Raw genomic sequence first — 26,337 nt, 5'->3', positions numbered from 1 at the left:
CCACCCCGCCCAACCCTGTCTTTTCAGGGGTCATTCAGCGTCCCGGCCAACACTGGTATGATCCGGATGGCCGGTGGTCGGCACGGGGGGAAGACCTTGGCGCAACTGGAGATCACGACGCTCGGGACCGAGCGGGTCAGCGTGGACGACCGCGAGATTCCGGCCCTGTCCGGGACCAAGGCCGGACTGCTCCTGATCTATCTGGTCGCCGAAAGCCCCCGGCGGATCCCGCGCCGCGAACTGGCCGAACTCTTCTGGCCCGAACTCGATTCCAACAACGCACGCGTCAATCTGCGTCAGGGCCTGTTCCAGATCCGCCGCCACCTGGGCGACACCCTCGCCGAAAACCTGCAGGCGGCGACCCGCGACGTCGGATTCCGGGTCGACGATCGCTGCCATGCCGATTTCCTCCGGGTCGCTGCCGAAGACACCTCTTTCGGACCCGCGTTCGTCGCTCCTGCCGAAGCCAGCCCGGAGGATGCCCTGAACCTTGCCGACCGCGAGCTGGCGCGCCTGGAACTGTACCAGGGGCATTTCCTCGCCACCGACGCGGTGGCCGAAGGCCTGCCCCGCCTGGAGGCCTGGGTACGACAGCAGCGCGACGTCCTGTGGTCGCATGCGCGCGCCGCGGTCGAGCGCCTCCACGAATATCTGCGGCGGGCGGGCGAACCGGAACGCGGGATCCGCGAGATGCGGCGGCTGCTGGACCTCGCCCCGGCGGACGAGCCCCTGAATGCGGTGTTTCTGCGGACCCTGCTGCTGGCCGGCCAGCCGGCACGTGCCGAAGAACACTATCGCCGCGTGGAACAGCTCCTGGAAGAAACCGACGGCCACGCCCCCGGGCCGGCGCTGGCCGAAATCCGCGAACAGCTCGAACGCGCACGCGATGACGGCGTGCAGCGGACCGACCGCGCGGCGGCCTCCGCCACCGCCCTGCGCCAGGAGCGTCGCCGGCTGGTGCTCGTGGTCTGCGATCTGCGGGCACCCGAACACCTGGACATCGAAGAACAATGGGAGCGGATTCGTACGGCGCTGGAAACGCTCGACGCCCTGTTGCTGGCGCATCACGGCCACGTGGTACGCGCCCCGGGCCAGGGCCTGCTGGCGTATTTCGGCTATCCGGCCGGGCGCGAGGAGGCCATGATGGACGCGGTCAGGGCGGCCTGGCAGGCCCTGGGCACCGCGCCGTCCGGGGTCGAACTGCGTGCGGCGGTGGACATCGACACCGTGGTCACCGGCGACGACCCCGACATCCCCGACCCTGCCGGCCGTTTCACCGCGCGCGTCCAGGCCGTCGCCCGTTCCCTGCGCCCCGGCATCCTGTGGGTGTCGGCCGCGGTGCGGGAGAACCTCGAGGGTTTCTTCGAATTCCAGCCCTGGCGCGGACGCCCGGGCGGTTTCCGGGTCATCGAAGACCCGGGTCCGCGCGACCGCGTGGATGCACGCCCGGCGACCCGTCAGGCGCCGCTGGCCGGACGCGATGCGGAATTGCGCCGCCTGCGGGGCGAATGGGACCGGGCCCGTCGTGGCGGTTCCCGCTGGGTCCTGATCCAGGGCGAGGCGGGCATGGGCAAGAGCCGTCTGGCCCGCGGCCTGGCCGAACAGGTGGATGGTCACGGCGTGGTCCGGGCCCTCAAATGCCGCGAGGACACGGCCCGGCAGCTGCTGGCCCCGGTACGCCAGACGCTGGGACGATGGGCGGCCACACGCAACCGCCGGGCGGCGGCCGAACGCCTGCTCCGCAGGCTTCTGCAACGCCACGGCGAAGCCGCGGAAAAGGCCGCCACCATTGCCGGCTGGCTGACCTGTCCCACGACCCCGGACCATGAGCTGTTCCGCTCCGGGAACGTCGACCGCGACCACCTGCTCGACGCCCTCGTGGATCTGACCCTGACCGGCGTGCGCGGCCGGGCCCTGCTGCTGGTCGTGGATGACCTGCACTGGATGGACTCTGCGACGTCGGAATTCCTGCGGCGACTGCACCACCGTGGCCGCGATGCCGCCCTGATGGTGGTCCTCACCACGCGCATGAGCTATCGCAGCGAATGGCGCGACGTGGAGATGGAATCCATCGTTCTGCAGGGGCTGGACAATGCGGCGGCCGGGCATCTGGTGGCCGCGCTGGACCCCGGCCAGGCTCTGCCACGCACGGTACGCGACGAACTGGTCGCGCGGGGCGAAGGCGTACCGCTGTTCCTCGAAGAGCTGACCCGCTTCGCCCTCGAACACGGGCACCCGGGCACTCCCGGCGATGAACTGCCCCCCGGCCTGAACAACCTCCTGATCGCGCGCATGGAGCAGCTGGGGCCGGCGCGCGAACTGGCACGTGCGGCGGCGGTCATCGGGCGCGATTTCAGCGTCAACATCCTGGCCCGGCTGCTCGAACGCTCCACCGAGCACGTCCGCCAGCAACTGGGACTGCTGATGCGCAAGGGGTTCGTCGAACCGGCCGGTGCCTCCGAGGGGAACCTGTTCCGTTTCCGCCATGCGCTGTACCGGGAAAGCGCACTGGAAGCCATGCTGCGTTCGGAGCGCTCCCGGCTGCACGACCGGCTCGCGGATCTGCTGCAGGAAGAGGCGGAACGTCCGTACGGGGCCCCGGCCGGCGGCCGGGTCGCGCTGCACCTGCACCAGGCCGGCCGTTACCGCGAAGCGGTGACCCACTGGCTGCAGGCCGGCGAGCAGGCCTTTGCCCGCGGCATGCTGCCGGAAGCGGCGCAGCACTTTCAGGATGCCCTCGACTGCCTCCAGAACGACCTCGCCGACAGCGCCTCGCTCAACGAGGCCGACACCCTGCGGGCCCTCAGCGGGCTGGGGTCGGCCAGTCTGGCGCTGATGGGCTACGGCTCGCGCACGGTCCACGGCCTGTTCGAACGCGCGGCGGAGCTGTCGCGGCCCGAGCGCGACCCCGTGGAGCATTTCCGCGTACTGTGGGGGCTGTGGCACGGAGCCGGATCCTGTCAGGGCTTCGACGAAGCCGCCCGCCTTGCGCACGAAGCGGAGATGGTGGCGGAGCGTTCGGGTGATCGTCTGCTGCGGATCGCCGCCAGCTACGCCCAGGGCAACACCTGCTTCTGGACCGGGCACTTCCGCCAGGCCATGGACCACCAGACAAGAACCCTGGAGCTCTACCAGCCGCGTGATCACCCGCGTCTGATCGCCCGCCACACCGAGAACCCCGCCATTCTGTCACGCGCCTTTTTCGCCTGGACGCTGCTCTTTTCCGGCAACCACGAACGTGCCTGGGTGGAGATGGACCGGGCCTGCCAGCACGCCGACCAGCTCGATCACCGGCCCACCCAGGCCTTCGTCTACAGTTTCCGCTCCGCCCTGGGCTTCTTCGCCGACCGCCCGCACGAAACACTGGCGGCCTCGCGCAAGGCCCACGACATCGCCGAGGCCTACGACTACCCGCTGTGGCGCACCGGGGCCGTCGCGGTATCCGCCTGGGCGCGCACCCGACTGGGCGATGACCAGGCCGTGGACATCATCCGCGAACAGGTGGAGATCATGCGCAGCGTGATGGACGGCGTCAGCACCCTGTTCCGGCTGTTCCTACTGGACGCGATTCGGCGCGGGGCCCCCGATCCGCAGGAATGTCTGGCGATCGCCGACGCGGCCCTGGACAACTCGCTGCAGCGCGGCGACCGCTGTTTTCAGCCGACCATCCGGCTCCAGCGTGCCCGCAGCCTGCTGGAGCTCGCGCACGGGGCGGATCCGGAGGGTTGGCAGGAACTGGAACGGGCACGCGCCGAGGCGCGGGAACAGGGCAATCCCAACGTGGAGCGCCAGGTTCTGCTCGAGGTCGAACGGCATGCCCGCGAACCCGACTGGCGGCAATGGGCGGCCCGCAGCCTGCGCCAGGTCGACCAGTGCATCATCGGCAACCCGGGCGCCGAGGCCCTCAGCCACGACCTGCCGCGCGAAGCCTGATCCGCGCGGGTCACACCAGGTTGCGCAGCCAGCCGCGCAGCATGTAACGGATCAGGGACAGCAGCAGTACCGCCACCACCGAGAACAGCACATGCGGGAGCGACATCCCGAGGATGGCAAACGCGATCGCGTTGCCGGCCGCCGGCGGATGGGCGGTGTCGGTGATCAGCATCAGCAGGCTGGCACTCGCCAGTGCGGCCCCGGCGGCCATCGCGAGGGCCGCATCGCCGTTGCCGAAGACGCCCGCGGCGTACGGTACCGACCACAGCCAGCCCACTGCGATGCAGAGGACGTGCCCGCCGATCAGCCGGCGGGCGGTGGCGGTCGGATAATGCGGCATCGCGAAGGTAATGAACGCGCTGGAACCAATGGCCGCCACCACGACCACCTCGGTGACCATACCCAGTCCCGCCACCAGCCCCGCGATCACCAGAAATGCCACACCCACCTGCTGCAGGTAATGCTGCGGATGCCGGAAAAACTGACGGTCTATGAGGTAGAATTTCACGCTGCGGTTTCCGGGGGAGTGGCGGAAGCCGAAGTTTAGGCAAACACCCAACGGGGGTACACCTCCGGATTTTCTGGACGGCCACGCCGGTCCGGTCCATTATTCTTCCAAAGGGGGAATGGCGGGAAGTCCTGCCGGGCACGCGGATCGCGCGCGTGGCCGGTGGTCACCCCGCGGGGAAGGCGCCATGACGCACAGCAACGAGCAAGCCCGGGACGACCTGCTGGAACGCGTGCGCCGGCTCAACGAGATCGGGATTGCACTGTCGGCCGAACGCGACAAGCCGCAGCTGCTGGAACAGATCCTGAATCACGCCCGGGCCCTGACCGGTGCCGACGCCGGCTCCGTTTATCTGCTGGATTCCGACCGCCAGGAGCTCGAGTTCGCCCTGGTGCAGAACGACACCCTGAGCCTGCACCTTGGCGGCACCGGCGAGCCGGTCGACGGCCAGCTGCCGGCGGTACCGCTTTATCGCGAGGACGCCAGTCCCAATGACCAGGCGGTGGTCGTCTGGTCCGTGCTCAACGACCGCACGGCGAATATCGCCGATGCCTACCGCGAACAGGGCTTCGACTTCTCCGGCACCCGCGCCTTTGACCGGCGCACCGGCTACCACACCCGCTCGGTCCTGACCGTGCCCCTGCGCAACCACGAAGGCAACGTCATCGCGGCGCTGCAGCTGCTCAACAAGACCGTGGACGGCGAGATCCGGGCGTTCGACGAACAGGACCGGGACCTTGCCCGGTCACTCGCCTCGCAGGCCGCGGTGGCGCTCACCAACCAGCGCCTGATCGACGAGCTGCGCGAACTGTTCGACCACTTCGTCCAGGTCATTGCCACCGCCATCGACGCCAAATCGCCCTCCACCGGCGCGCACTGCCGCCGGGTCCCCGAGGCCACCCTGCTGCTGGCCGAGGCCGCCAGCGAATCCGGCGACCCCGCGGTCCGCGATTTCCGGTTCGGGCCCGACGACTACTACGAACTGCGCACCGCCGCCTGGCTGCACGACTGCGGCAAGGTCGTCACGCCGCATCACGTGATGGAAAAGTCGACCAAACTGGAAGGTATCTTCGACCGCATCGACGGAATCGGCGACCGGGTCGAAATCCTCGCACGCGACCACGAGATCCGGCAGTTGCGCGAGGCCCTGGCCCGCCAGCCCGGCGGCAGCGAAGCCCTGCAGGAGGTGGATCGCGCCAGCGCCGAACGCCGCGAGGGCCTGAACCAGGACCTCGAATTCCTGCGCCGCTCCAACACCGGTGGCGAATTCATGACCGACGAGGACATCGCCCGTATCGAGGCCCTCGCCCATCGCCGCTGGACCGCGCTGGACGGCACGCAACGTCCATTGCTGGACACAAACGAGGTCCGCAATCTGTGCGTCCGGCGCGGCACGCTCAACGACGAGGAACGCGGCATCATGGAGGGCCACATGACCGTAGGCATGCAGATGCTGGAACAGCTCCCCTTCCCGCGTCACCTGCAGCGGGTCCCGGAGTACGCCCTGGGCCACCACGAACGCATGGACGGGCGAGGCTATCCGCGCGGACTCACGCGCGACCAGCTGTCGATCCCGGCACGCATCATGGGCATCGCCGATGTGTTCGAGGCGCTGACCGCCCCCGACCGTCCGTACAAGAAACCCATGCCCCTGTCCCAGGCACTGACCATCATGGGACGCATGGTCGAGGACGGCCATCTCGACCCCGACCTGTTCCGGGTGTTCGTCGACGAGGGCGTGTATCGGCGCTACGCCGAACAGCAGCTCGACCCGCGCCAGATTGACGAGATCGACACCGACCGCCTCCCCGGGATCCGGCGTCCCTGCAACCCGCGCAAGGAGAAGAGCCCATGGCCGGGGATGAACGCCTCAACCGCTACGCGGCCCTGATCGACCGGATGCCGGGGTTTCCGGCGTCGGTGCAGCGCATCCTCGATCTGACCGGCGACCCGGACAGCGAGCCACGCGAGCTGGTGGCGGCCCTGGAACGCGACCCGGTGATCACCGTGCGGATCCTCAAACTGGTCAATTCGCCATGGTTCGGCCTGGCGCGCCCGGTCAGCTCGGTGCGCCAGGCCCTGGTGATCGCCGGGTTCAACACCCTGCGCAATCTGGCGCTCAGCATCGCGGCGGTGGGCATGCTGCCGGCGCGCAACGATGCCGGCATGGACACCGGCCGCTTTCTCGAGCACTCGCTGGGCGTGGCCACCATCGCGCGCCTGCTGGCGCGGCGCCTGGGGGTGCCGGAGAGCGAGAACACCGACCATTTTGTCGCCGGCCTGCTGCATGATTTCGGCAAGATCGTGCTGATCCGACACGCCGGCGAGGATTACGCTCCAGTCCTCGCGGCCGCGGCCGCCGGTCCTGTACCGCTGCATCGGGAAGAGGCCCGGCGTCTGGAGGTGGATCATGCCGAACTGGGCGGTCTGCTGATCGAACACTGGGGCCTGCCCGCCACGCTGGCCGGAGCGATCCGCTACCATCACGCGCCGGATCGCGACGGCGACTGGAGCCTGCTGCGCGACACGGTGTTCGCGGCCAACCAGATCGTGCGTCACCTGGACTTTGGCGATTCCGGCAATCCGGTGATCGAACCCTTCCCGCGACCGATTCGCGAGCGTTTCGGCGCCGATCTTGCGGAATTGACGGAAGCCCTGGACGACCCGGGCGCGGAGCTGGAAGCCACCCGCCTGTTCATGCAGAGCGAGGAGGACGGTCGATGAAATTCACCTTCTGGGGCGTGCGCGGTTCGATCCCCGTTCCCGGCCCGCAGACCGTGCGCTACGGCGGCAACACCACCTGCATCGAGGTGCGCGGCGCCGGCGACGAGCTGATCATCCTCGACGCCGGTACCGGCATCTTCCAGCTGGCCCGGCAGCTGCAGGCGGACATGCCGCTGGAGGCCAGCATCTTCATCACCCACACCCACTGGGACCACATCCAGGGGCTGCCCTTCTTCATCCCGATCTTCGTCGCGGGCAACCGCATCCGGATCCACGGAGCAGCGGACCCGGTCAACCAGCGCGACATCCACGAGGTCCTCGCGCGGCAGATGGACTACGCGTTCTTCCCGGTGCGCGACAACGAACTGGCGGCCAGCATGGAGTACGTCACCCTGCACGAAGGTCAGGCCACGCAGGTGGGCAGCGTGACCGTCACGCCCATGATCATGGGCCATCCGGTGCTCAACTTCGCCTATCGCCTGGAGTCCGGAGGGCGAACGCTGGTGTTCACCGGCGACCACGAATGGCCGTACAACATCCATCCCCCGGGCGAGGACGGCCATGCGGAATACGAAGCGATGGTGCAGGAGCGCCGGGCGGCGATCATCGATTTCTTCCGCGGCGCCGATGCCCTGATCATCGACACCGCCTACACGCCCGAGGAGTATCGACGCCGCACGGGCTGGGGCCACGGCACCTACGACACCAGCATCCGGGCCGCACGCGAGGCCGGGGTACGGCAGGTGTGGCTGACCCACCACGAACCGACGCGCGACGACGACGAACTCGAGCGCATCTTCGCCGAGGCCCTGGAACGCAACCCGCCGCCGGACCCCGCGGACGAACCGGCCATCCAGCTCGCCCGCGAAGGCGTCACGGTGACGCTTTAGACCGGCGGCGTGCCCACCGCCAGCCCGGTCTGCTGCGCCGCCAACACAATCAGCATCAGGGCGAGGCCCGCATACAGCCCGGCCACCACGTCGTCCATCACGATCCCGGTGCCGTCGTGCCATTTCTCGTCGAAATAGCGCGCCGGCCAGGGCTTGAGGATGTCGAACAGGCGGAACAGGAAGAAACCCAGCGCGACCCAGACCAGCCCGGCGGTGTCACCCGCGAGGGTGATCCCGGGCGGGATGAAGGCCAGGGTCACCAGCATCCCCGCCCACTCGTCCCACACGATCCCGGAATGGTCGTGCACGCCCAGGCGCCGTGCGCTCTCCCCGCAGATGTGGAAGCCGGCCATGGTCACGATCACGGTGATCGCCAGATAGGCCCACTCGGGGAAGTTCATGATCGCGAAATACAGCACCAGGGCGGCCAGCGAACCCGTAGTGCCGGGGGCCCAGCGCGACAGCCCGGAGCCGAAGCCGAAGGCCAGCAGATGGATGGGGTCGCCGAACACGGTGCGTGCCGACGGCATCGTCGTTTTCGTCATCCCTGGAACCATGCAGTCCGGCCCTCGTCTCGTTGTTCAGTCAGTCCGCGAAATGATCGTGCCCCGAACGCCCCGCGTCCAGAGGGGCGCCGGTGGCATCCACCACGCGGATGGCATCGCCGGTGGTGAACTCCCCGATCACGTGGAGCGCGACGCCGGCGGCCTCCGCCAGCGGTGCCAGCTCCACCTCCTGAGGCACCGCCAGCAGCAGTTCGTAGTCATCGCCCCCGCCCAGGGCGCATTCCCGCGCCAGCGCCGGATCCGCCCCGGCGAGTGCCGGATCCAGCGGCACCGCCGGCCAGTCGACGCGGGCCCCGCAGCCGGAGGCGGCGCAGACATGCCCCAGGTCCGCGAGCAGTCCGTCCGACAGATCGATGGCCGCGTGCGCATGTCCGCGCAAGGCCAGCCCCGCCGCCAGCCGGGGCTGCGGCCAGAAGAGTCGCCGACAGACCGGGGCGCTGGCGTCCGCCGGGCGCGTGCCCTCCTCGCGGCGCCGCGTCTCGGCCGCCAGCCCGGCCGCGGCGCCCCCGAGCTCGCCGGTCACCACCAGCCGGTCCCCGGGGCGGGCCCCGTCGCGACGCAGCGCGCAGCCCGCGGGCACCTGGCCGAGCACGGTGACCCCCGCGGAACACGGCCCGCGCACGGTGTCGCCCCCCACCAGCGGCGCGCGCAGCTCCCGCGCGAGCCGCAGGAATCCCTCGCTGAAGGGCCTCAGCCACGCATCTTCGGCCTGCGGAACCGCCAGCGACAGGAGCACGCCCAGCGGCTCCGCACCCATCGCCGCCAGGTCGCTGAGACTGGCGGCCAGGGCCTTGTGCCCCAGGCTCGCCGGGGGATGATCGGGAAAGAAATGCCGGCCCTCCACCACGGTGTCGGTACTGACGACCAGCTCATGGCCGGGGTCCGGGCGCAGCAATGCGGCGTCGTCCCCCACCCCGAGGACCACGCGCGCGTCCGCGACCGGATCCCCGGAGGGGCCGGCCGGCCGGAAATAGCGCCGGATCAGATCGAATTCGGACAGGGACGGGGACGCCATGCGCCGCGCACCGGATGGTGGAGTATCCGCCTCAGCGACGGATCTCGGCGCTGCGCAGCTCGGCAGCCAGACGATCCAGCACGCCGTTGACGTAGCGGTGGGACTGCTCGGCGCCGAAGCGCTTGGCCAGCTCCACCGCCTCGTTGATCACCACCCGATAGGGCAGCTCGATGCGCTCGGCCAGTTCCCACTGGCCGATCCACAGCAGCGCGTGTTCCACCGGGTCGAGCTGGTCGAGCTCGCGCCCCAGCCAGGGCTGCATGCGTGCGTCCAGTTCCTGGTGCGCCCGGGTCACGCCCATCAGGATCTCGCGGAAGTATTCCGGATCCGCCTTGGCGTGTTCGTCCTCCTCGCGGAACGCGAGCAGGATGTTCTTCGGATCGTCCCCGGTCAGCTGCCAGGAGTAGAGCGCCTGCATCGCGCGGCGGCGCGCGACCGAGCGCGCGTGCCGCGCGCGCTGCTCGGGCGTGCTGCGCGGCCGCTGCTTGCGCCCGCCCTTGTCGGCGCGGGTCTGTTCGCGCGAGGGGCGGTCGGGAGAACCGGAGTTGCTGGATTCAGTCACGGCGTTCACGGCATCCCGCTCAGGCACCGGTACGCAGGCGCGGCATCAGGCTGACCATCTCGATGGCCCCCATGGCGGCATCCGCCCCCTTGTTGCCCGCCTTGGTCCCGGCGCGTTCGATGGCCTGTTCGATGGAATCGGTGGTCAGCACGCCGAAGCTGATCGGCAGGTCGGCCTCCATCTGCACCTGGGCCAGCCCCTTGGCGGCCTCGCCCGCCACATAGTCGAAATGCGGCGTGGACCCGCGGATCACGCAGCCCAGGGCGATGATGGCGTCGTAACGACCGGAGCCCGCCATGGTGCGGGCCGCCAGCGGCAGTTCGAAGGCCCCGGGGACCCGGGCGATGGTCATGTTGTCATCCGCCACGCCATGCCGGCGCAGGGTGTCCACCGCGCCTTCCAGCAGACGTTCCACCACCAGGCTGTTGAAGCGCGCCAGCAGCAGGCCGAAACGGCGCCCGCCGGCGTCGGTAAACTTCCCTTCCAGGGTCTCGATCTCGTGCATGGGGTCTTCCCTTTTGCGTCGCGATGCGGCGATCGCGAAGGTCACAACGAAAACGCACAGTGTAGCACTGCCGCGCCGCTGCCACCGAAAGAAAACCCGGCCGTCGGAGCGCACAGCCCCCACGGCCGGGTCGAAAAACGGCTCGGACCAGTGGCGCCCGCGGATCATCACCGCGGACGCCGTCTGCCGTGGCTCAGGGGCTCAGCCCTGGGCGTCCGGATCGCACAGATGCTTCTTGTCCTCCGGCATGTTGTCCGGGCAGATGCCGCAGCCCTCGTTGCCGGGCAGCGCCCAGTCGATCTTCTTCGGATAGGGCAGATCCATCTCGTTCATGATCTTCACGAACTCTTCCTCGGGCTTGTCCTTGCCCAGACGCGGGTTACGCATCTTTTCCTGCCCGATGGTCGTGATCTGGCGTTCCTCGTAGTCGTGCCCGGGGTAGACCAGGGTCTCGTCCGGCAGGGTGAAGAACTTGTCGTGGATCGACCGATAGAGGGTGTGCGGGTCACCCGACTGGAAGTCGGTCCGGCCGCAGGCCTCGATCAGCAGCGCATCCCCGGAGAACAGCATCTTCAGCCCCACATGATCCAGCAGATACGCATGGTGGGTATCGGTGTGCCCCGGAGTGAACAGCGGATTCACGACCAGGTTGCCCACGCGGAAGGGCTCGCCTTCGCGGATGCCGATATCGCGGCAGGGCAGCTCGTCCAGCGCCGGTCCGGCCAGCTGGCAGCCGGTCTTCTCGCGCAGCATCTTGCCGCCGGTGATGTGGTCCGCGTGGATATGGGTCTCCACCGCATAATCCAGGCTCAGGCCCATGTGCTGCAGGACCTCCAGATCGCGATCCACGGTCTCCAGGACCGGGTCGATCAGGGCCGTCTTGCCGGTATCCGGGCAGGACAGGAGATAGGTGTAGGTCGAGGATTCGGGTTCGAACAGCTGCTTGAAAATCATGTCGTGTCCTCCGACGTGTATTAGGAGTTCCTGAAATACTAGCCCGTGTCATGAGCGCGTGACCAACCACCGACACCCCGAGTGCTGGCTTTTCCCGCCGGCCGGCACCACGCGACGTTTCCATGTGCGGTTGAGCCCTGCGGGCGGGCACAAGTTCCACCGCTCCGGGTCCCGGGTCTCCCCCCGCATGCGGGGGCTCTTCTGTCGTCCGCGGGCGACCGCTATCATCGCGGTCCGAATCCCGTGCCGACAGTGCATTCAATCAGGAGAATCCCCATGGAAGCCAGTCAGGTCGCCGAACTCATCCGCGCGGGCCTGCCCGATGCCCGGTCGGTCGAAGTGACCGGGGGTGAAGGCAAGTTCGAAGCGCGGGTCATCAGCCCGCAGTTCGAGGGCATGTCCCGCGTGAAGAAACACCAGACCGTCTACGCCACGGTGCGCGAGCAGATCGACAGCGGCGAACTGCACGCCCTGTCGATCGTGGCCCTGACGCCGGAGGAAGCCGAGGCGGAAGGCTGAACGGCCACCGTCGCCGTCATGCTGTCACCCAAGGGTCGCGAGGAGATCCAGCGCCTGCTGGAGGGCGGCCTGGTGGAAGACTGGGCCGAGGCGGAAACCACGCTGCGCAATGTCACGCGCATGCTGCTGACCACCCGGCCCGACCTGCTGCGCCTGTACTTCGAACCGCAGGCCTGGCGGGAGATCACTTCCTGGCCGCAGAAAAAGGCCGCGAACGCGATCATCGCCGCGCTGCGCACCGGCGTGGTCGATGCCCTCGGGCGTCCGGAGATCGTCAACCGGGAACAGGCGCGCTTCTACCTGCTGTGCTTTCAGGATGACCTGACCGAGCGGGTCGACCGCTGGTGCCGCGACCACCCCGAAGAGTGCCCGCGACGGGCCGCACGCCACCAGCGCGGGCTGGACCACGACGCCGATACATGAACACCGCGTCCGAAGACGAGATCCTGTATTGCGGCGACCCGCAGCAGGCCGGGGCACTCGCCGCCCTGCTCGAGGGCTACGGCCTGGAGCTGATCCTGCATCCGGCGGGGGCCGCGCTGCCCGGTTCCTGGTGGGGCGAACCGGAAGCCGGCATCGTCGGCCTGCAGGTGCACGTCCGCCCGGACACGCCGGTCCATTCGGCCCTGCACGAGGCCGGACATACCCTGTGCATGGACCCTGCGCGCCGCGCCACCCTCGACACCAACGCCGGCGGCGACGACCTCGAGGAATGCGGTGTGTGCTATCTGCAGATCCTGCTGGCCGACGCCCTGCCCGGTGTCGGCCGCGAGCGGCTGATGCGCGACATGGACGCCTGGGGTTACAGCTTCCGTCTCGGGAGCACCGCGGCCTGGTTCCGCGAGGACGCGGACGATGCGCGCCGGTTCCTGCAGCAGCACGGCCTGATCGACGCCGGTGGCCGCCTGACCGGACGAGCGCGCGGCACCTGACCCGCGACTAACGCTCATCTCACGGCAGACGTAAAAAACGATGGTACACTCCGGATTTGTTCGGAAACCGCACGGATTTCAGGCCTGCCCATGGACACCCCGACGATCAGCCCGCTGCTCGAGCAACTGGACCCGACCTCCGGACTGTCGCAAGGCGCCCGTGACGAAGTCGCAGCCCAGTGCGAAACCCTCGATGAAGCCGCCGGCAAGCGCCTGCGACCCGATGCGGCCAGCGAACACCACCTGTTCCTGCTGAGCGGCCAGCTGGTGCGCGTGGTCGGCGGTACCCCCGAGCGCATCCGCCTCGATGGCGAGGATGGCGACGTCCCGGTCGAACTGTTCGAGGGCAGCCCCGGGCATCAGGACTTCGTCCTCACCGAACAGCCCTGCCGCATCCTCGCGCTGCCCAAGGCCGCCCTGGAAAGGGCGTATTCATCTTCCGTGGTGGTCAGCGACACCGAGCTGGACGACACCGAGGGCGCGTTTTTCAGCGAGCTCTACGACCTGATCACCAGCAATCGCCTGGAGCTGCCGACCATGCCGGAGGTCGCGCTGCGCATCCAGGAACTGACCAACGACCCCGAAGCCAGCATGGACGACCTCACCGAGGTCATCCAGCGTGACGGGACCATTGCCGGCGCCCTGCTGCACGCCACCAACAGTCCACTGTTCCGCGGCGCCCAGCAGATCCAGTCGGTGCGTGAAGCCGTCACCCGTCTGGGCTTTCGCAACACCCGCATGCTGGCGATGAACATGGCCCTGCGCCAGACCTTCAAGGCGAAGCACGCGGCCACCCGCGAGGCCATGGCCGAGGTGTGGAGCGAAGGCGTGCTGAACTCCGCGTTCGCCTACCTGATCGCCGACTCGCTGCGCCTGCTCGACCGGGAGCGGGCCCTGCTGGGCGGACTGGTGGCCGGGATCGGCGCGGTGCCCATCATCCAGTTCGCCGAGATGCGCGAGGAGAACCCCGGCGCCGAGCGTCTCGGAATGCTGATCGAGCGCCTGCGCAACCTCGCCGGGGTCCTGGTCATCAACTACTGGGATCTGGGCCAGGACCTGGTGGCGGTGGCCGAACACGCGTACGACTGGTCCTACCGCGCCGAACAGCCGGACTACGCCAGCGTCGGCATCGTCGCCGAATGGGCCGCCCTGCATTACAGCGGCAAGCCCCATCCGGACGCCCGTGAGGTCGCGGCGTTCGAGGTGCTGGGCATCGACCCGCCCGCGCCGGGCGATCCCATCCCGTTCCTCGAGGAACGCAACGACGACCTGAACGAACTGAAGCTCCTGTTCAATGCATGAAGCCCTCACCCTCGACCCCGTCGTCCCGCGGCTGAAGCCGTTCGCCGACCTCGGCGAAAGCGGCCGCCGCGAACTGATCCGCCATGCCCGGATGGTCGAACTCAAGCCCGGGCAGAAGGTGTATGCGCGCGAGGAATACCGCCACCTGCTGTTCCTGTTGAAGGGCCGCATGGTCCTGGCGCATGGCGACAAGGCGCACACCGTGGAGGATGACGAACCGGCCGCGCTGGAGCCCCTGTTCGCCCCCCACGACTACCGTACCCACGCCGTTGCCGCCCGCCCCAGCACGCTGGTCCGCTTCGACCGCAACGTCTACGAAACCCAGCTCAATTGCGTCGGCGACGCCATGGAGGTCGGTGAAGTCGATCTCACGGCGCAGGAAGGCGAACTGCTGGCCACCCTTTTCCACAAGGCCCAGACCGGCGAACTGGCCCTGCCGCAGCTTCCGGACGTGGCCCTGCACCTGCAGGAAGCCATCGACGACCCCGATATCGAGTTCCGCCGGGTCACCGAGATCGTCGAACGCGACCCCAGCACCGCGGCCCGCCTGCTGTCGGTCGCGAACAGCCCGGCCATGGGTTCACGGCGCGAGATCACGCGCCTCGGCGATGCGATCGCGCGTCTGGGCCTCGAACGCACGCGCCAGCTGGTGCTCGCACTGGCCGCCCAGCAGGTGTTCATCGACCGGCAGAGCCCGTACCGGACCCTGATGGAGCAACTGTGGCGTCAGTCCACGCGCATCTCCGCCATCGCCTTCGTACTGGCGGATGAATCCGGTGCAGCCGATCGTCACCGTGCGCTGCTCGCCGGCCTGCTGCACCGGGTCGGCGCCCTCCCGATCCTCGGCGAGATCGCCTCGCGCGAAGAGCGGCCGGATGCCGTCGAGGTGGAACACGTCATTCAGCGCCTGGAATCCATGACCGGCGAGCTGGTTGCCCAGCAATGGGGACTCGCCTCCGATATCATGGCGGCCATCCGTGACTCCGGCGGGCCGGAACAGCCCGATGCTGCGCCCCTGACCGACATCGTGCGCATCGCGCGCAACGCCTGTCTGCGCGACGCCTCCGAGGTGGAACGCGCCCGGGCCATCCCGCTGGAAAACCTCCAGGCCATCCGGCGGCTCGGCTTCACGCTGGACGAAAACGGTGAACTGGCCGCGGTGGAGAAGGCACGGCCGAAGATCGAAGCCCTCATGCAGGAACTCGCCTGAGGCGTCAACCGGCAGGAACCGAACCATGACCGCAACGAACCGTCCGCAACCCGGGGAGAAACAGCGCGCCGCCGACAAGGTCTCGCGCATCCCGGTGAAGATCAATCCGACCACGAAACCGCAGCGCAAGCCCTCATGGATCCGCGCGCAGAGCCAGGCGCGCCCCGAGGTCCAGCGCATCAAGGGCATCCTGCGCGAGCAGAAGCTGGTCACCGTGTGCGAAGAGGCCAGCTGCCCCAACCTCGGCGAGTGCTTCAACCACGGAACGGCCACGTTCATGATCATGGGCGAGGTCTGCACCCGGCGCTGCCCGTTCTGCGACGTGGCCCACGGCCGTCCCGAGCCCCTGGACCCCGAGGAACCCCGGCACCTGGCCGAGACCATCGAGGCCCTCGGCCTCAAATACGTCGTCATCACCTCGGTGGACCGCGACGACCTGCGCGACGGCGGTGCCGGGCATTTCGTCGACTGCATCCGCGAGATCCGCGAACGCACCCCGAACACGAAGATCGAGGTCCTGGTGCCCGACTTCCGCGGGCGCATGGACCGGGCGCTGGAGATCATGCGCCAGGCCCCGCCGGACGTCTTCAACCACAACCTCGAGACCGTGCCGCGGCTGTACCGCGAGGCGCGCCCGGGCGCCGATTACCAGTGGTCGCTGGACCTGCTTCGGCGTTTCCGGGAGCAGCATCCGGGCGTCCCCACCAAGTCCGGGCTGATGCTGGGTCTGGGCGAGGAACGCGAGGAACTGCTGCAGGTCCTGCAGGACCTGCGCGACCATGGCTGCGACATGCTGACCCTCGGGCAGTACCTGCAGCCCTCGCGCCACCACCTGCCGGTCACCCGCTTCCTCACACCGGAGGAGTTCGACGAGCTGGGCGAACGCGCCCGCGAGATGGGCTTCCGCCAGGTCGCGAGCGGCCCGATGGTGCGCTCCTCCTACCACGCGGACCTGCAGGCACAGGGCGTCGCCGGAGAGACCGAAGCCGTCTGAACGCGCCGCTCAGTCGCCGCCCACCCGGCGGGGCGTTCAGGCCGCCGGGGCCTGCGGCCGCGCCAGGCAGCGCAGCAGTTCCGGCGGCAGCGTCGGCACCTCCTCGCAGGCCGACGGCGTTTCCTGCCCCCCGGTGGCCAGCTGCACGGCCAGCGCCCGCAGGAGCACGCGCCGCACCCGCTCGGGGTTCGCGGGTCCCCCTTCCGCGGCCACCGAAGTCGTCGCCAGTCCGGCATAACCACAGGGATGAATGCGGCCAAAGGCCGACAGGGCCGGATCCACGTTGAGCGCCAGCCCGTGGATGCTGACCCCGTGGCGCACGCGCAGGCCCAGTGCAGCGATCTTCGCATCGCCCGTGTAGACCCCGGGCGCGCCCTCGCGGCGGCCCGCGACGATGCCCCATTCTCCCAGGGCATTGATCACTGCCTGTTCCAGGCGCTCCACCAGCGCCCGCACCCCCAGCCCGCGGCGCCGCAGATCCAGCAGGGTATACACCACCAGCTGCCCCGGCCCGTGCCAGGTCACCTGGCCGCCGCGGTCGATCGCGATCACCGGCACCGCGCCGGGATCGAGCAGGTGTTCGGCACGACCGTTGCGCCCCTGGGTATAGACCGGCGGGTGCTGCACACACCACAGCTGATCGGGCGTGTGCGGCCCGCGCTCCGCCGCATGCAGGCGCATCGCCCGCCACACCGGCAGGTAGGGCCGTTCGCCCAGACGGTGAACCCGCAGCGTATTCAGAGGATCATCCGTACCCGGTTGCACTGCCCCAGGGCCCGGTAGAGGTTGTCCAGCTGCAGCTGACTGGTGGCGGTGATGGTCACCGTAATCCCGACAAAGCGCCCGCCACTGGATGCCCGCTGCTGGATCACCGCATCCCCGGGCTCGTCCACGTGGTCGTTCACGCAGGATTCCACCGCTTCCATCAATTCGGGGTGAGAGTCCCCCATGATCTTGATCGGGAACCGGCAGGGGAATTCGATCAGGGTCTCGCGTTCTTCTTCGTCACTCATGGTTCAAGGCCTCCGACTGTCGGCGCGCGGCACCGGGCTTGGCGGCCTGGTAGGCGGCGTGCAGCCGCGCCCACAGGGGACCCGGCCGACCGGTGCCCACCAGTTCACCGTCGATCCGGGTCACCGGCAGCAATTCACGGGTGGAACTGCTGAGCCAGACCTCGTCGGCCGCCCGCAGTTCCGCGGCGGTCACGCCCCGCTCCTCCACGGGCACGCCCTCGCCCCGGGCGAGCCCGAGCACGAAATCGCGGGTCACCCCTGCCAGCATCCCGCTGTCCAGTGGCGGTGTCACCAGCGTCCCGTCGCGCACCACGAACGCGTTGCTGGCGGCCCCCTCGGTCAGCCGACCATTGCGCAACAGCAGCGCCTCCACCGCGTCGGATTCCACGGCCTCCTGACGCGCGAGCACGTTGGCCAGGAGCGTAGTGGCCTTGATGTCGCAGCGACCCCAGCGCTCGTCGGTGCGGGTCACCGCGCTCACGCCCGCCTCGCGCACCGCCGGGCCCAGCGGACGGATGGGGCTGACCATCCCCAGTACCGTGGGTTCGGAGACGTCGGGGAAGGCGTGATCCCGCGGGGCCACCCCGCGGGTCACCTGCAGATAGAGTCCCAGATCCGGCGGCGTCGACCCGTCCGCCGGTTCCGCGCCGTTGTGGCGGAGCAGATCGCCCAGATGACGTTCCCATTGTTCGCGGCCGAAGGGGTTCGGCAGACGAATGGCCGCCAGCGACCGCGCGAGACGGTCCAGATGCGCGTCCAGCAGGAAGAACCGGCCCGCGTAACTGGGGATGACCTCATACACCGAATCGCCGAACAGGAAGCCGCGATCCAGCGGGGAGATCCGGACTTCCTCCAGCGGCAGGAATTCGCCATTGAACAGGGCAATGCTCATGTCCGCCTCAGAACGGCCACACCGACTGCACCCACAACGCCGCGCTGTCCCAGCCACGGCGGATGAACCCGCCGGTCTCGATCTCCTGCAACACGACCAGGGGCTGTTCGTGGACGGCTTCGCCGTCGAGGGTCGCAACCACACGCCCGACCCGGGCCCCTTCGCGCAGCGGCGCTTCCAGCGGATGGTCGATCTCCATGGAAGCCGACAGGTCATCCCCCTCGCCGGGCGGAATCACCACCCAGAAATCCTCCGCCAGGCCGACCGGTGCCTCCTGTTCGCTCCCCTTGTAGACCCGCGGCATGCCCAGGGCCTCGCCGGCACCGAACAAGCGCCGGGTTTCGGTAAAGCGCATGCCCCAGTTCACCAGTGCCTGGGATTCGTTCGCGCGGCGCGTGCCTCCGGTCGAATGGTCGGGGGCGTCGATGCCCATCACCACCGCCACCAGGCGACGATCGTTGCGTTCGGCGGACGACACCAGGTTGTAGCCCGCCGCCGAGGTCCAGCCGGTCTTCAGGCCGTCGAAACCGGCATCGCGCCAAAGCAGGAGGTTGCGGTTGTTCTGTTCGATGCCGGCGTATTCGAACGAGCGCTCGGAATACAGGTTGTACAGATCCGGGAATTCCCGGATCAGGGCCCGCGCCAGGGTTGCCATGTCGGCCGCCGTGGTGTACTGCGACTCCTCTTCCGGCAACCCATGGGGGTTGGCAAAGTAGGAATCCTGCATGCCCAGGCGCCGGGCCTGGTTGTTCATCATGTCCACGAAGGCACCCTGCGAGCCGGCCACGCGCTCGGCCAGCGCGGTGGAGGCGTCGTTACCGGACTGGATGATCATGCCGCGCAGCAGATCCTCGACCCGGACTTCCTCGCCGACCTCGATGAACATCCGCGAAGCGCCCTCCATCCCGGTACGCCAGGCCCGCTCGCTGATGGTGACTTCTTCCTCCAGGGACAGTCGGCCGTCCCGGATCTCGCCGAACACCACGTAGGCCGTCATCAGCTTGGTCAGGCTCGCCGGCTCGCGCCGCGCGGACGGATCGCGCTCCGCCAGGGCCACACCCGATTCGAAGTCCTTCAGCACATAGCTGGCCGCGGTGATGTCCGATGGCGGCGAAGGGATGCTGCCGGGGGCCGAAGGCCCGGTTCCGGCGCGTGGCAGTTCCAGTTCCACGGCGCTGGCCGCCACGGGCAGGAACAGCAGAAAACTGACGGTGATCAGGGAATTGCGAAGTAATGACTTCATGAACCGAAGGAGTCTCCATGAATGAGGACCGGGGGCTTGCGGGCGCACACGGCGGCCGGACACCGTAGGTTGCCAAAGATACCAGACCGGCACGCCGTCCGGGTTCTCAATCGGTCACGATACGGAAATCCCCGGGCGCCACCGCCTCCAGCCGCCGGGCCGTGTCGCGCACGGTGTCCTCGCCGTGCAGCGGGCCCACCCGCACGCGGTGCAGCTCCTCGCCGCCGGCGGTCTCCACGCGACCGAGTTCGGCCACCCGGAATCCGTCCGCCCGCAGGCTTTCGCGCAGGCGCTCGGCCGTCATCCGTTCACCGAAGGCGCCTACCTGGATATAGCGCGCGGGCTCCTGGCTGCCCCCCTTTCCGGACCCCGGGTCACCGTTGTACGCCCCGTCGCCGTCGACCGTCCCGGCCATCTCCCGCGTTGCGTCCGGGTCATTCGCGTCCACCGCCAGCGGCTCCGGCTCCGCGAGGGTGTCGCCACCCTTGCGATCGCGTTCGGCCGTACGCGCCTCGCCGTTCACGTCCCCGGGGCCGACCGCGCGGATACGCACCGGCGCCACGCCCGCATCGGTCATGCCCAGACGATGGGCCGCGGCATAGGACAGATCGATGATGCGGTCATCCACGAACGGGCCTCGGTCGTTCACCCGGACCACCACCTGCTTCCCGTTCTCCAGATGGGTCACCTCGACGAAGCTGGGCAGCGGCAGCTTCTTGTGCGCCGCGGTCATGGCGTACATGTCATAGGGCTCGCCACTGGAGGTCCGGCGGCCGTGAAACTTCGTTCCGTACCATGACGCCATCCCCTCCTCCTCGAAACCTTCGGAAGAAGACAGCGTCACGTAGCGCTGACCGAACACCTCGTACTCGGCCGGATTGCCGTAACGACTGGGCGGCTCGTCGGTGGGTTCGGCATCCGGCAGGAGTGCCAGATCCCGCGGTACTTCGTCGGGATCGGGATAGCTGTCATGGGCGGCATCCCCCAGCGGGCGGTCGCGCTCGGGCGTACCCGAGCAACCGGCAAGGATCATACCGGCCAGCAGCGCAACCGGCAGGGCGGCCCCGCCGATCGCACGCCCGTCAGTCGTACAGCGCCTGCGCCAGCTCATGGGCGGCCATCGCATACAGCGGACTCCGGTTGTATCGCGTGATCACGTAGAAATTCGGATACCCCAGATAATAGACATCGCCCTCGTCGGCCTCCAGATACACCAGCGAATAATCACCGTCCGGGTCGACCGTTTCGCCTTCGGCCGGACGCACGCCGTGCTCGGCCAGCTCGTCCAGGTCGAAGCGCGCGGTATAGCCCTGCTCGACCAGTTCTTCCGGATGGTCGTCGACCTCGGCGCGGGCCACCACCGGCTGCCCCCAGCGCCAGTCATGCTCGGCGAAGTAGTTCGCCACGCTGCCGATCGCGTCGGGCCAGGAATTCAGCAGATCGCGCCGCCCGGAGTCATCGAAATCCACCGCGTAATGACGGTAGCTGGAGGAGATGAACTGGCCGTAACCCATCGCTCCGGCGTAGGAGCCATGCAGATCAAGGATCTCCAGATCCTCCTCCTCCGCCAGCTCCAGCAGATGGCCCAGCTCGCTGCGGAAGAATGCCGCCCGTGGCGGGTAGTCGAACCCGAGGGTCACCAGCGCATCCAGCACGCGGGTGCTGCCGGTGTTGCGTCCGTAATCGGTCTCGATGCCGATGATCGCGGTGATCATTTCCGGCTCGACACCGAAGCGTTCCTCGGCGCGTTTCAGCCACTCGGCCTGCTCTTCCATGAACTCGCGCCCGCGGCGGACCCGGCGATCATTCACGAAGATCGGTCGATAGTCCTTCCACGGCAGGGCCTCGGCGGGGCTGGAGATGCTGTCGATGATGTCCTGGCGCGGCTGCGCCTCCTCGAACAGTTCTTCCAGCCATTCGCGATCGAATCCCGCCTCCGCCCGTTCGTCGATGAATTCCTGCACCTCCTCGCGTTCGAGATAGGGCGTCTCGCCCGCCCGGTATTCGGAGTTGGACGCCGTGGCGGTGGCGGCCAGAAACAGGCAGGAGACGGCAACAGTCGTCGCGAAGCGACACGGATTCACGGGGTTCATCGATTCACCAGGCGTTTTTCGGAGGCAATGCTCATGAGAATACCGAAGGCCACCATGAGCGTCACCAGCGAAGTTCCGCCATAGCTCACAAGAGGCAACGGAACTCCCACCACCGGCAGCAGCCCGGTCACCATGCCGATATTGACCACCATGTACACCGCAAAGGTCAGGCTGATGCTGCCACCCAGCAGACGGGCGAAGCGGTCCTGCGCCAGGGATGCCAGCCACAGCCCGCGCGCGACGATGGCGAAATACAGCGCCAGCAGCAGCACCACCCCCATGAAGCCGAATTCCTCGGCATACACCGCGAAGATGAAATCGGTCGACCGTTCCGGCAGGAAGTCCAGCTGCGACTGGGTCCCGTTGAGCCAGCCCTTGCCGTAGAACCCGCCCGAGCCGACGGCGATCTGCGACTGGATGATGTGATAACCGGTCCCCAGGGGATCGGACTCGGGATTGAACAGCGTCAGCACGCGCTGGCGCTGGTAGTCATACATCTGCAGCCAGAGCACCGGCGCCGCCGCGGCCACCAGGGCCCCGAGCCCGGTGAACCAGCGCCAGGACAGCCCGGCGAGGAAGACCACCAGCAACCCGGCCACGCCCACCAGCATCGCGGTGCCCAGATCGGGCTGTTCCATGATCAGCCACACCGGCACCAGGATGATCGGCAGCACAACGGCCAGATCGCGCGCCCGCGGCGCACCCTGGCGCAGCGACAGGTACCACGCGGTCATCATCGGCACGGCCAGTTTCATGATCTCCGAAGGCTGGAAACGCACCAGCCCGGTGTCCAGCCAGCGCCGGGCCCCCTTGCCGATCTCGCCGAAGAACAGCACCGCGACCAGCAGCACCAGGCCGGTGACAAACAGCCAGGGGGCCATGACCCGCAGTACGCGCACCGGGATCTGCGCGATCACCAGCATCGCCGCGACCCCGAAACCGATCCGCAACACCTGGTTCTCCAGCGCGACCAGACTCTCGCCGGTCGCGCTGAACAGCACCACCAGACCGAGCATCAGCAGCAGCGACAGCAGGATCAGCAGCGTGCCATCCATCCGCAGGCTGCGCAGGGCCCACTGCCCGGCGGAGAGCTCACGTCCGGTCACGCTGATCATTCCCCGGCCTCCTCGACGGGCAATCTCATGCCGCCACCGCCCAGCAGCCAGGCATCCATGACCTCGCGCGCCTTGGGCGCCGCTACGCGGCCACCACTGCCGCCGTGCTCCACCAGCACCGCAACCGCGATCTGCGGGTCATCCGCCGGGGCATAGCCGGTGAACAGGGCGTGATCCCAGAGATGGCGGGCCAGCTCGTCCTCGTCGTACTCCTCGTCCTCGCCCAGGCTGAAGACCTGCGAGGTCCCGGTCTTGCCGGCGATGGTGTACTCCGGACGGGTGCTCCCGATACTGCCCCAGGCGGTGCCATGCGGCTCGTGCACCGCTTCGACGAGCGATCCGTGGATCACGTCCCAGTGGGCTTCGTCCAGCGCCACCGGCTGGCGGTAATCGGGCAGCAGGGTCTCGCCGATTTCCTGTTCCCGGCCATCCCCCATCGCCTGCAGCAGGCGCGGGCGCACGCGCTCGCCCCGATTCGCCAGCGTGGTGGTGAAATCGGCCATCTGCAGCGGGGTACTGAGCATGTACCCCTGACCGATGGCCGTGATCAGGGTCTCGCCGGGATACCAGACGGTGCCGTGGGTGGCACGTTTCCAGTCGCGTCCCGGCCGGATGCCGGTGCGTTCGCCGCTGAGATCGATGCCGGTGGGTTCGCCGATACCGAAGGCTTCCAGCATCGGCGTGATCCGGTCGATCCCCATGTCGTGGGCGAGGTCATAGAAATACACGTCCGACGACACCGCAATCGCGCGCGACATGTCGACCAGGCCATGGCCCTCCCGGCGCCAGTCACGATAGCGGCGTTCGTGCCCGGGGATCTGGTAGTAGCCGCGGGCGAACATCTCGCGGTCGGCGGTGGTCGCCTCCTCGTGCAGGCCGGCCAGGGCCACGATCGGCTTGATGGTGGACCCCGGCGGATACTGGCCATGCAGCACCCGGTTGAACAGCGGCCGCCCCGGATGGTCGCGCAGTGCCGAGAACTCTTCCTGCGACTGCCCCTTCACGAACGGCTCGGCATCGAATCCCGGGGCACTGACCATGGCCAGGACGTCTCCGCTGGCGGGCTCGATGGCCACGATCGCCCCGCGCTGGTCCCCCAGTGCGCGGCGGGCCGCCAGCTGCAGGTTGTAGTCCAGGGTCAGATGGATGTCGGTCCCGGCCGTCGGCGGGCTGACCTCCAGCTCGCGGATCGCCCGGCCCTGGGCGTTCACCTCCACCTGACGGTGGCCCGGGCGGCCGTGCAGCAGCTCCTCGTAATGCTGCTCGATCCCGGTCTTGCCAATGTGGGACACACCGGCATAGGCACGCCGGTCCACGCGCTGCAGGTCCTCGCGCGTGATCCGGCCCACGTAGCCCACCACATGCGTGAACGCCTCGCCGGCCGGGTAATAGCGCATCGGACGCGCTTCGATCTCGACCCCGGGGAGCTCATGCCGGGAAACGGCCAGATGTGCGACGGTCTCGTCGTCCAGCCCCGCCTTCAGCAACACCGGCTGAAACGGGCGCCGCTGCTCCACCCCGCGGCGGAACCGCTCGAGGTCGGCATCGGAGAGCTCCACGAACTCCTCGAGCCGCTCCAGCAGCCGGTCAAGGTCGTCGGCCTGTTCCACCGTGACCTCGAGCTGATAGGAAGCCCGGTTGCCGGCCAGCAGCACGCCGTTGCGATCCCGGATCACGCCCCGGCTGGGGGCGATGGGCTCGATGCGCAGCCGGTTGTTCTCGGAAAGCGTGGTGTAGTGCTCGTGCGCACCCACCTGCAGACTGGCGGTGTGCCAGCCGATCAGGCCCAGCACCCCCGCCAGCAGCACCAGGGACAGCACCACCCGCGCGACAAAACGCCGGTGATCGTGCTGTTCCTGTCCATAGGCGTCGCGCTCATCCATGGGGCCGCCCGCCCGCGGCCATCAGGACCGCTCCATCGGGTCGCGGACGGGCACGCGCAGCGACGCGCCCGGGAGACCGGCTCCCCCGGGGCACGCACGGCACGCCCATGGCTGCGCGAAAGGCTTCAGATCTTGCTCTTCTGGAAACGCTTGTAGCTGGCAAGGATCTCCGTCCTGGCGGCCTCGGCGTCCGCCCAGCCTTCCACCTTCACCCATTTGCCCGCTTCGAGCTCCTTGTAGTGCTCGAAGAAGTGCTTGATGCTGTCCAGCAGCTCCTGCGACACGTCTTCCGGGCCTTTCACGCTCTCGTACCCCGGATGCAGCTTGGTCACCGGCACCGCCAGGATCTTCGCATCCTGCCCGGCCTCGTCGGACATCTGCAGCACGCCCACCGGCCGCGCGCGCACCACCGAACCCGGCATCAGCGGCACCGGCGTGATCACCAGCACGTCCACCGGATCCCCGTCTTCCGACAGGGTCTGCGGCACGAACCCGTAGTTGCAGGGGTAGAACATGGCGACCGTCATGAAACGGTCGACCACCAGCGCCCCGCTGTCCTTGTCGACCTCGTACTTGACCGGCTGACCGTGGGCAGGGATCTCGATGACCACGTTCATGTCATCGGGCAGATCCTTCCCGGCTTCAATCTGATTCAGATCCATCGTCTCTTTCCGCTTGATTGGTTGGCGCGGCATTATAACGGGACTGCGCGACAGGTGAACGATCCCGGCCGGCTTGCGAGCCCCCCGGCCAGTCGGTATAAGACCGCGTGCGCTTTCGATACCCAATCCACGTGCCGGCGCCGATGCGGGCGCGAACGGCACACGGCAGGAGTCAATTATGCGAATCGTCCTGATGGGCGCCCCCGGATCCGGCAAGGGTACCCAGGCCAAGAAGATGGTCAGTCACTTCGGCATCCCCCAGATCTCCACCGGCGACCTGCTGCGCGCGGCCGTCGCCGCAGAGACCGAACTGGGCCTGAAGGCCAAGAGTGCCATGGATGCCGGCCAGCTGGTTCCCGACGACCTGGTGCTCGGTCTGATCCGTGACCGGCTGCAGGAACCGGACGCGGAAAAGGGCTTCATCCTCGACGGGTTCCCGCGCAACTGCGCCCAGGCCGAGGCCCTGGACAGCATGCTGAGCGACATCGAGCGTCCGCTGGACCGCGCGGTCCAGATCGACGTGCCGTTCGAGGAGCTGAAGCAGCGCCTGACCGGCCGGGTCTCCTGCGAAAGCTGCGGCGCGGTGTTCAACACCCACACCTTCCCGCCGCAGAAGGAAGGCATCTGCGACCAGTGCGGCGGCAACCTGGTCCACCGCGCGGACGACACCGAGGAGACGGTGGTCAGCCGCCTGCAGGTGTACGAGGAACAGACGCAGCCGCTGATCGAGTATTACGACACCCGCGGTCTGCTCAAGCACGTCGACGGCACCCGCGACATGGAACGGATCTTCGACGAGATCCGCGGCCTGCTGGACTGATC

At 68.4% G+C, this 26,337-nt stretch carries 26 protein-coding genes; 11 read left to right on the top strand and 15 right to left on the bottom strand.

Going from position 1 to position 26,337, the window contains the following annotated elements; genetic code table 11:
• Positions 1–57: 57 nt before the first annotated feature.
• Positions 58–3,933 carry an AAA family ATPase gene (locus tag F620_RS0111905; RefSeq protein WP_081621771.1) on the top strand — a complete coding sequence of 1,292 codons (3,876 nt, stop codon included), beginning with the start codon at positions 58–60 and terminating at the stop codon, positions 3,931–3,933.
• Positions 3,934–3,943: 10 nt separating this feature from the next.
• Here F620_RS0111905 and F620_RS0111900 read toward each other — a convergent pair whose 3' ends face one another.
• On the bottom strand, positions 3,944–4,441 hold the full coding sequence (locus F620_RS0111900) for an HPP family protein (protein ID WP_019570721.1): 498 nt from the start codon (positions 4,439–4,441) through the stop codon (positions 3,944–3,946).
• 187 nt (positions 4,442–4,628) lie between these two features.
• Here F620_RS0111900 and F620_RS0111895 point away from each other — a divergent pair, with 187 nt between their 5' ends.
• Genes F620_RS0111895 through F620_RS0111885 form a run of 3 tightly spaced genes read left to right on the top strand, consistent with a single transcriptional unit; the run spans position 4,629 to position 8,055 of the window.
• Positions 4,629–6,332 (top strand): HD family phosphohydrolase, encoded by a 1,704-nt coding sequence (locus tag F620_RS0111895; RefSeq protein ID WP_019570720.1) that lies wholly within the window; start codon positions 4,629–4,631, stop codon positions 6,330–6,332.
• On the top strand, positions 6,293–7,165 hold the full coding sequence (locus F620_RS0111890) for an HDOD domain-containing protein (RefSeq protein ID WP_018870915.1): 873 nt from the start codon (positions 6,293–6,295) through the stop codon (positions 7,163–7,165). Before F620_RS0111895 ends, F620_RS0111890 begins: the two co-directional genes overlap by 40 nt.
• A complete protein-coding gene (locus F620_RS0111885) occupies positions 7,162–8,055 on the top strand; it encodes an MBL fold metallo-hydrolase (RefSeq protein ID WP_019570719.1) in 894 nt (297 codons plus the stop codon). Before F620_RS0111890 ends, F620_RS0111885 begins: the two co-directional genes overlap by 4 nt.
• Here the strand turns inward: F620_RS0111885 and F620_RS0111880 are convergent.
• From F620_RS0111880 to F620_RS0111860, 5 genes are all read right to left on the bottom strand, one after another.
• Entirely contained in the window at positions 8,052–8,585 is a 534-nt protein-coding gene (locus tag F620_RS0111880; protein WP_019570718.1) for a phosphatidylglycerophosphatase A, read from the bottom strand. The genes F620_RS0111885 and F620_RS0111880 overlap by 4 nt on opposite strands.
• Before the next feature lie 55 nt (positions 8,586–8,640).
• On the bottom strand, positions 8,641–9,636 hold the full coding sequence (thiL, locus tag F620_RS0111875) for a thiamine-phosphate kinase (protein WP_019570717.1): 996 nt from the start codon (positions 9,634–9,636) through the stop codon (positions 8,641–8,643).
• 31 nt (positions 9,637–9,667) lie between these two features.
• Positions 9,668–10,207: a transcription antitermination factor NusB gene (nusB, locus tag F620_RS0111870; protein ID WP_019570716.1), complete on the bottom strand. Its 540-nt coding sequence runs from the start codon at positions 10,205–10,207 to the stop codon at positions 9,668–9,670.
• Positions 10,208–10,217: 10 nt separating this feature from the next.
• Positions 10,218–10,703: a 6,7-dimethyl-8-ribityllumazine synthase gene (gene ribE, locus F620_RS0111865; RefSeq protein WP_018870910.1), complete on the bottom strand. Its 486-nt coding sequence runs from the start codon at positions 10,701–10,703 to the stop codon at positions 10,218–10,220.
• Positions 10,704–10,904: 201 nt separating this feature from the next.
• Positions 10,905–11,657 carry an MBL fold metallo-hydrolase gene (locus tag F620_RS0111860; protein WP_019570715.1) on the bottom strand — a complete coding sequence of 251 codons (753 nt, stop codon included), beginning with the start codon at positions 11,655–11,657 and terminating at the stop codon, positions 10,905–10,907.
• A gap of 276 nt (positions 11,658–11,933) precedes the next feature.
• On the opposite strand from F620_RS0111860, the gene F620_RS0111855 reads away from it, so the two are divergent.
• The 6 genes from F620_RS0111855 (at position 11,934) to lipA (ending at position 16,614) form a co-directional block, all read left to right on the top strand.
• Complete coding sequence (locus F620_RS0111855; protein WP_018870908.1) at positions 11,934–12,176, top strand: BolA family protein; 243 nt, start codon at positions 11,934–11,936, stop codon at positions 12,174–12,176.
• Positions 12,177–12,194: 18 nt separating this feature from the next.
• A complete protein-coding gene (locus tag F620_RS0111850; RefSeq protein ID WP_019570714.1) occupies positions 12,195–12,599 on the top strand; it encodes a hypothetical protein in 405 nt (134 codons plus the stop codon).
• Positions 12,596–13,108 carry a hypothetical protein gene (locus tag F620_RS0111845; RefSeq protein ID WP_019021098.1) on the top strand — a complete coding sequence of 171 codons (513 nt, stop codon included), beginning with the start codon at positions 12,596–12,598 and terminating at the stop codon, positions 13,106–13,108. The genes F620_RS0111850 and F620_RS0111845 overlap by 4 nt, the downstream gene beginning before the upstream one ends.
• Positions 13,109–13,198: 90 nt before the next feature.
• Positions 13,199–14,410, top strand: coding sequence for an HDOD domain-containing protein (locus F620_RS0111840; protein WP_019570713.1), 1,212 nt, complete (start codon positions 13,199–13,201; stop codon positions 14,408–14,410).
• Entirely contained in the window at positions 14,403–15,620 is a 1,218-nt protein-coding gene (locus tag F620_RS0111835; RefSeq protein WP_019570712.1) for an HDOD domain-containing protein, read from the top strand. Before F620_RS0111840 ends, F620_RS0111835 begins: the two co-directional genes overlap by 8 nt.
• Before the next feature lie 25 nt (positions 15,621–15,645).
• A complete protein-coding gene (gene lipA / locus F620_RS0111830; RefSeq protein WP_018870903.1) occupies positions 15,646–16,614 on the top strand; it encodes a lipoyl synthase in 969 nt (322 codons plus the stop codon).
• 36 nt (positions 16,615–16,650) lie between these two features.
• Here the strand turns inward: lipA and lipB are convergent, their stop codons facing one another.
• From lipB to ppa, 9 genes are all read right to left on the bottom strand, one after another.
• Positions 16,651–17,355, bottom strand: a complete 705-nt coding sequence (gene lipB / locus F620_RS0111825) for a lipoyl(octanoyl) transferase LipB (protein ID WP_196799385.1) — start codon at positions 17,353–17,355, stop codon at positions 16,651–16,653.
• Positions 17,352–17,627, bottom strand: coding sequence for a YbeD family protein (locus F620_RS0111820; RefSeq protein ID WP_018870901.1), 276 nt, complete (start codon positions 17,625–17,627; stop codon positions 17,352–17,354). Before F620_RS0111820 ends, lipB begins: the two co-directional genes overlap by 4 nt.
• Positions 17,620–18,519: a D-amino acid aminotransferase gene (locus F620_RS0111815; RefSeq protein ID WP_019570711.1), complete on the bottom strand. Its 900-nt coding sequence runs from the start codon at positions 18,517–18,519 to the stop codon at positions 17,620–17,622. The genes F620_RS0111820 and F620_RS0111815 overlap by 8 nt, the downstream gene beginning before the upstream one ends.
• 7 nt (positions 18,520–18,526) lie before the next feature.
• Positions 18,527–19,762: a D-alanyl-D-alanine carboxypeptidase family protein gene (locus F620_RS0111810; RefSeq protein WP_019570710.1), complete on the bottom strand. Its 1,236-nt coding sequence runs from the start codon at positions 19,760–19,762 to the stop codon at positions 18,527–18,529.
• 106 nt (positions 19,763–19,868) lie between these two features.
• A complete protein-coding gene (locus F620_RS0111805) occupies positions 19,869–20,873 on the bottom strand; it encodes a septal ring lytic transglycosylase RlpA family protein (RefSeq protein WP_019570709.1) in 1,005 nt (334 codons plus the stop codon).
• Positions 20,845–21,855: a lytic murein transglycosylase B gene (gene mltB, locus F620_RS0111800; RefSeq protein ID WP_018870897.1), complete on the bottom strand. Its 1,011-nt coding sequence runs from the start codon at positions 21,853–21,855 to the stop codon at positions 20,845–20,847. The genes F620_RS0111805 and mltB overlap by 29 nt, the downstream gene beginning before the upstream one ends.
• Positions 21,852–22,970 carry a rod shape-determining protein RodA gene (gene rodA / locus F620_RS0111795; protein WP_019570708.1) on the bottom strand — a complete coding sequence of 373 codons (1,119 nt, stop codon included), beginning with the start codon at positions 22,968–22,970 and terminating at the stop codon, positions 21,852–21,854. Before rodA ends, mltB begins: the two co-directional genes overlap by 4 nt.
• On the bottom strand, positions 22,967–24,853 hold the full coding sequence (gene mrdA / locus F620_RS0111790) for a penicillin-binding protein 2 (protein ID WP_019570707.1): 1,887 nt from the start codon (positions 24,851–24,853) through the stop codon (positions 22,967–22,969). The genes rodA and mrdA overlap by 4 nt, the downstream gene beginning before the upstream one ends.
• Before the next feature lie 125 nt (positions 24,854–24,978).
• Complete coding sequence (gene ppa / locus F620_RS0111785) at positions 24,979–25,515, bottom strand: inorganic diphosphatase (RefSeq protein ID WP_018870894.1); 537 nt, start codon at positions 25,513–25,515, stop codon at positions 24,979–24,981.
• 178 nt (positions 25,516–25,693) lie between these two features.
• Here ppa and F620_RS0111780 point away from each other — a divergent pair, with 178 nt between their 5' ends.
• Positions 25,694–26,335, top strand: coding sequence for an adenylate kinase (locus F620_RS0111780; protein ID WP_019570706.1), 642 nt, complete (start codon positions 25,694–25,696; stop codon positions 26,333–26,335).
• Positions 26,336–26,337 lie beyond the last annotated feature (2 nt).

It is taken from the genome of Thioalkalivibrio sp. ALE11 (assembly GCF_000381205.1).
Taxonomy (GTDB): domain Bacteria; phylum Pseudomonadota; class Gammaproteobacteria; order Ectothiorhodospirales; family Ectothiorhodospiraceae; genus Thioalkalivibrio.
The sequence above is the reverse complement of the archived record's forward strand: the minus strand, read 5'-3'. Positions and strand labels throughout refer to the sequence as shown.

Excerpts from the sequence above, each read along its gene's own strand:
- F620_RS0111905 (WP_081621771.1), top strand. The coding sequence starts at position 58 with ATGATCCGGATGGCCGGTGGTCGGCACGGGGGGAAGACCTTGGCGCAA.
- F620_RS0111895 (WP_019570720.1), top strand. The coding sequence starts at position 4,629 with ATGACGCACAGCAACGAGCAAGCCCGGGACGACCTGCTGGAACGCGTG.
- F620_RS0111890 (WP_018870915.1), top strand. The coding sequence starts at position 6,293 with ATGGCCGGGGATGAACGCCTCAACCGCTACGCGGCCCTGATCGACCGG.
- F620_RS0111885 (WP_019570719.1), top strand. The coding sequence starts at position 7,162 with ATGAAATTCACCTTCTGGGGCGTGCGCGGTTCGATCCCCGTTCCCGGC.
- F620_RS0111880 (WP_019570718.1), bottom strand. The coding sequence starts at position 8,585 with ATGCCGTCGGCACGCACCGTGTTCGGCGACCCCATCCATCTGCTGGCC.
- thiL (WP_019570717.1), bottom strand. The coding sequence starts at position 9,636 with ATGGCGTCCCCGTCCCTGTCCGAATTCGATCTGATCCGGCGCTATTTC.
- ribE (WP_018870910.1), bottom strand. The coding sequence starts at position 10,703 with ATGCACGAGATCGAGACCCTGGAAGGGAAGTTTACCGACGCCGGCGGG.
- F620_RS0111860 (WP_019570715.1), bottom strand. The coding sequence starts at position 11,657 with ATGATTTTCAAGCAGCTGTTCGAACCCGAATCCTCGACCTACACCTAT.
- F620_RS0111855 (WP_018870908.1), top strand. The coding sequence starts at position 11,934 with ATGGAAGCCAGTCAGGTCGCCGAACTCATCCGCGCGGGCCTGCCCGAT.
- F620_RS0111850 (WP_019570714.1), top strand. The coding sequence starts at position 12,195 with ATGCTGTCACCCAAGGGTCGCGAGGAGATCCAGCGCCTGCTGGAGGGC.
- F620_RS0111845 (WP_019021098.1), top strand. The coding sequence starts at position 12,596 with ATGAACACCGCGTCCGAAGACGAGATCCTGTATTGCGGCGACCCGCAG.
- F620_RS0111840 (WP_019570713.1), top strand. The coding sequence starts at position 13,199 with ATGGACACCCCGACGATCAGCCCGCTGCTCGAGCAACTGGACCCGACC.
- F620_RS0111835 (WP_019570712.1), top strand. The coding sequence starts at position 14,403 with ATGCATGAAGCCCTCACCCTCGACCCCGTCGTCCCGCGGCTGAAGCCG.
- lipA (WP_018870903.1), top strand. The coding sequence starts at position 15,646 with ATGACCGCAACGAACCGTCCGCAACCCGGGGAGAAACAGCGCGCCGCC.
- F620_RS0111820 (WP_018870901.1), bottom strand. The coding sequence starts at position 17,627 with ATGAGTGACGAAGAAGAACGCGAGACCCTGATCGAATTCCCCTGCCGG.
- F620_RS0111815 (WP_019570711.1), bottom strand. The coding sequence starts at position 18,519 with ATGAGCATTGCCCTGTTCAATGGCGAATTCCTGCCGCTGGAGGAAGTC.
- F620_RS0111810 (WP_019570710.1), bottom strand. The coding sequence starts at position 19,762 with ATGAAGTCATTACTTCGCAATTCCCTGATCACCGTCAGTTTTCTGCTG.
- F620_RS0111805 (WP_019570709.1), bottom strand. The coding sequence starts at position 20,873 with ATGAGCTGGCGCAGGCGCTGTACGACTGACGGGCGTGCGATCGGCGGG.
- mltB (WP_018870897.1), bottom strand. The coding sequence starts at position 21,855 with ATGAACCCCGTGAATCCGTGTCGCTTCGCGACGACTGTTGCCGTCTCC.
- rodA (WP_019570708.1), bottom strand. The coding sequence starts at position 22,970 with ATGATCAGCGTGACCGGACGTGAGCTCTCCGCCGGGCAGTGGGCCCTG.
- mrdA (WP_019570707.1), bottom strand. The coding sequence starts at position 24,853 with ATGGATGAGCGCGACGCCTATGGACAGGAACAGCACGATCACCGGCGT.
- ppa (WP_018870894.1), bottom strand. The coding sequence starts at position 25,515 with ATGGATCTGAATCAGATTGAAGCCGGGAAGGATCTGCCCGATGACATG.
- F620_RS0111780 (WP_019570706.1), top strand. The coding sequence starts at position 25,694 with ATGCGAATCGTCCTGATGGGCGCCCCCGGATCCGGCAAGGGTACCCAG.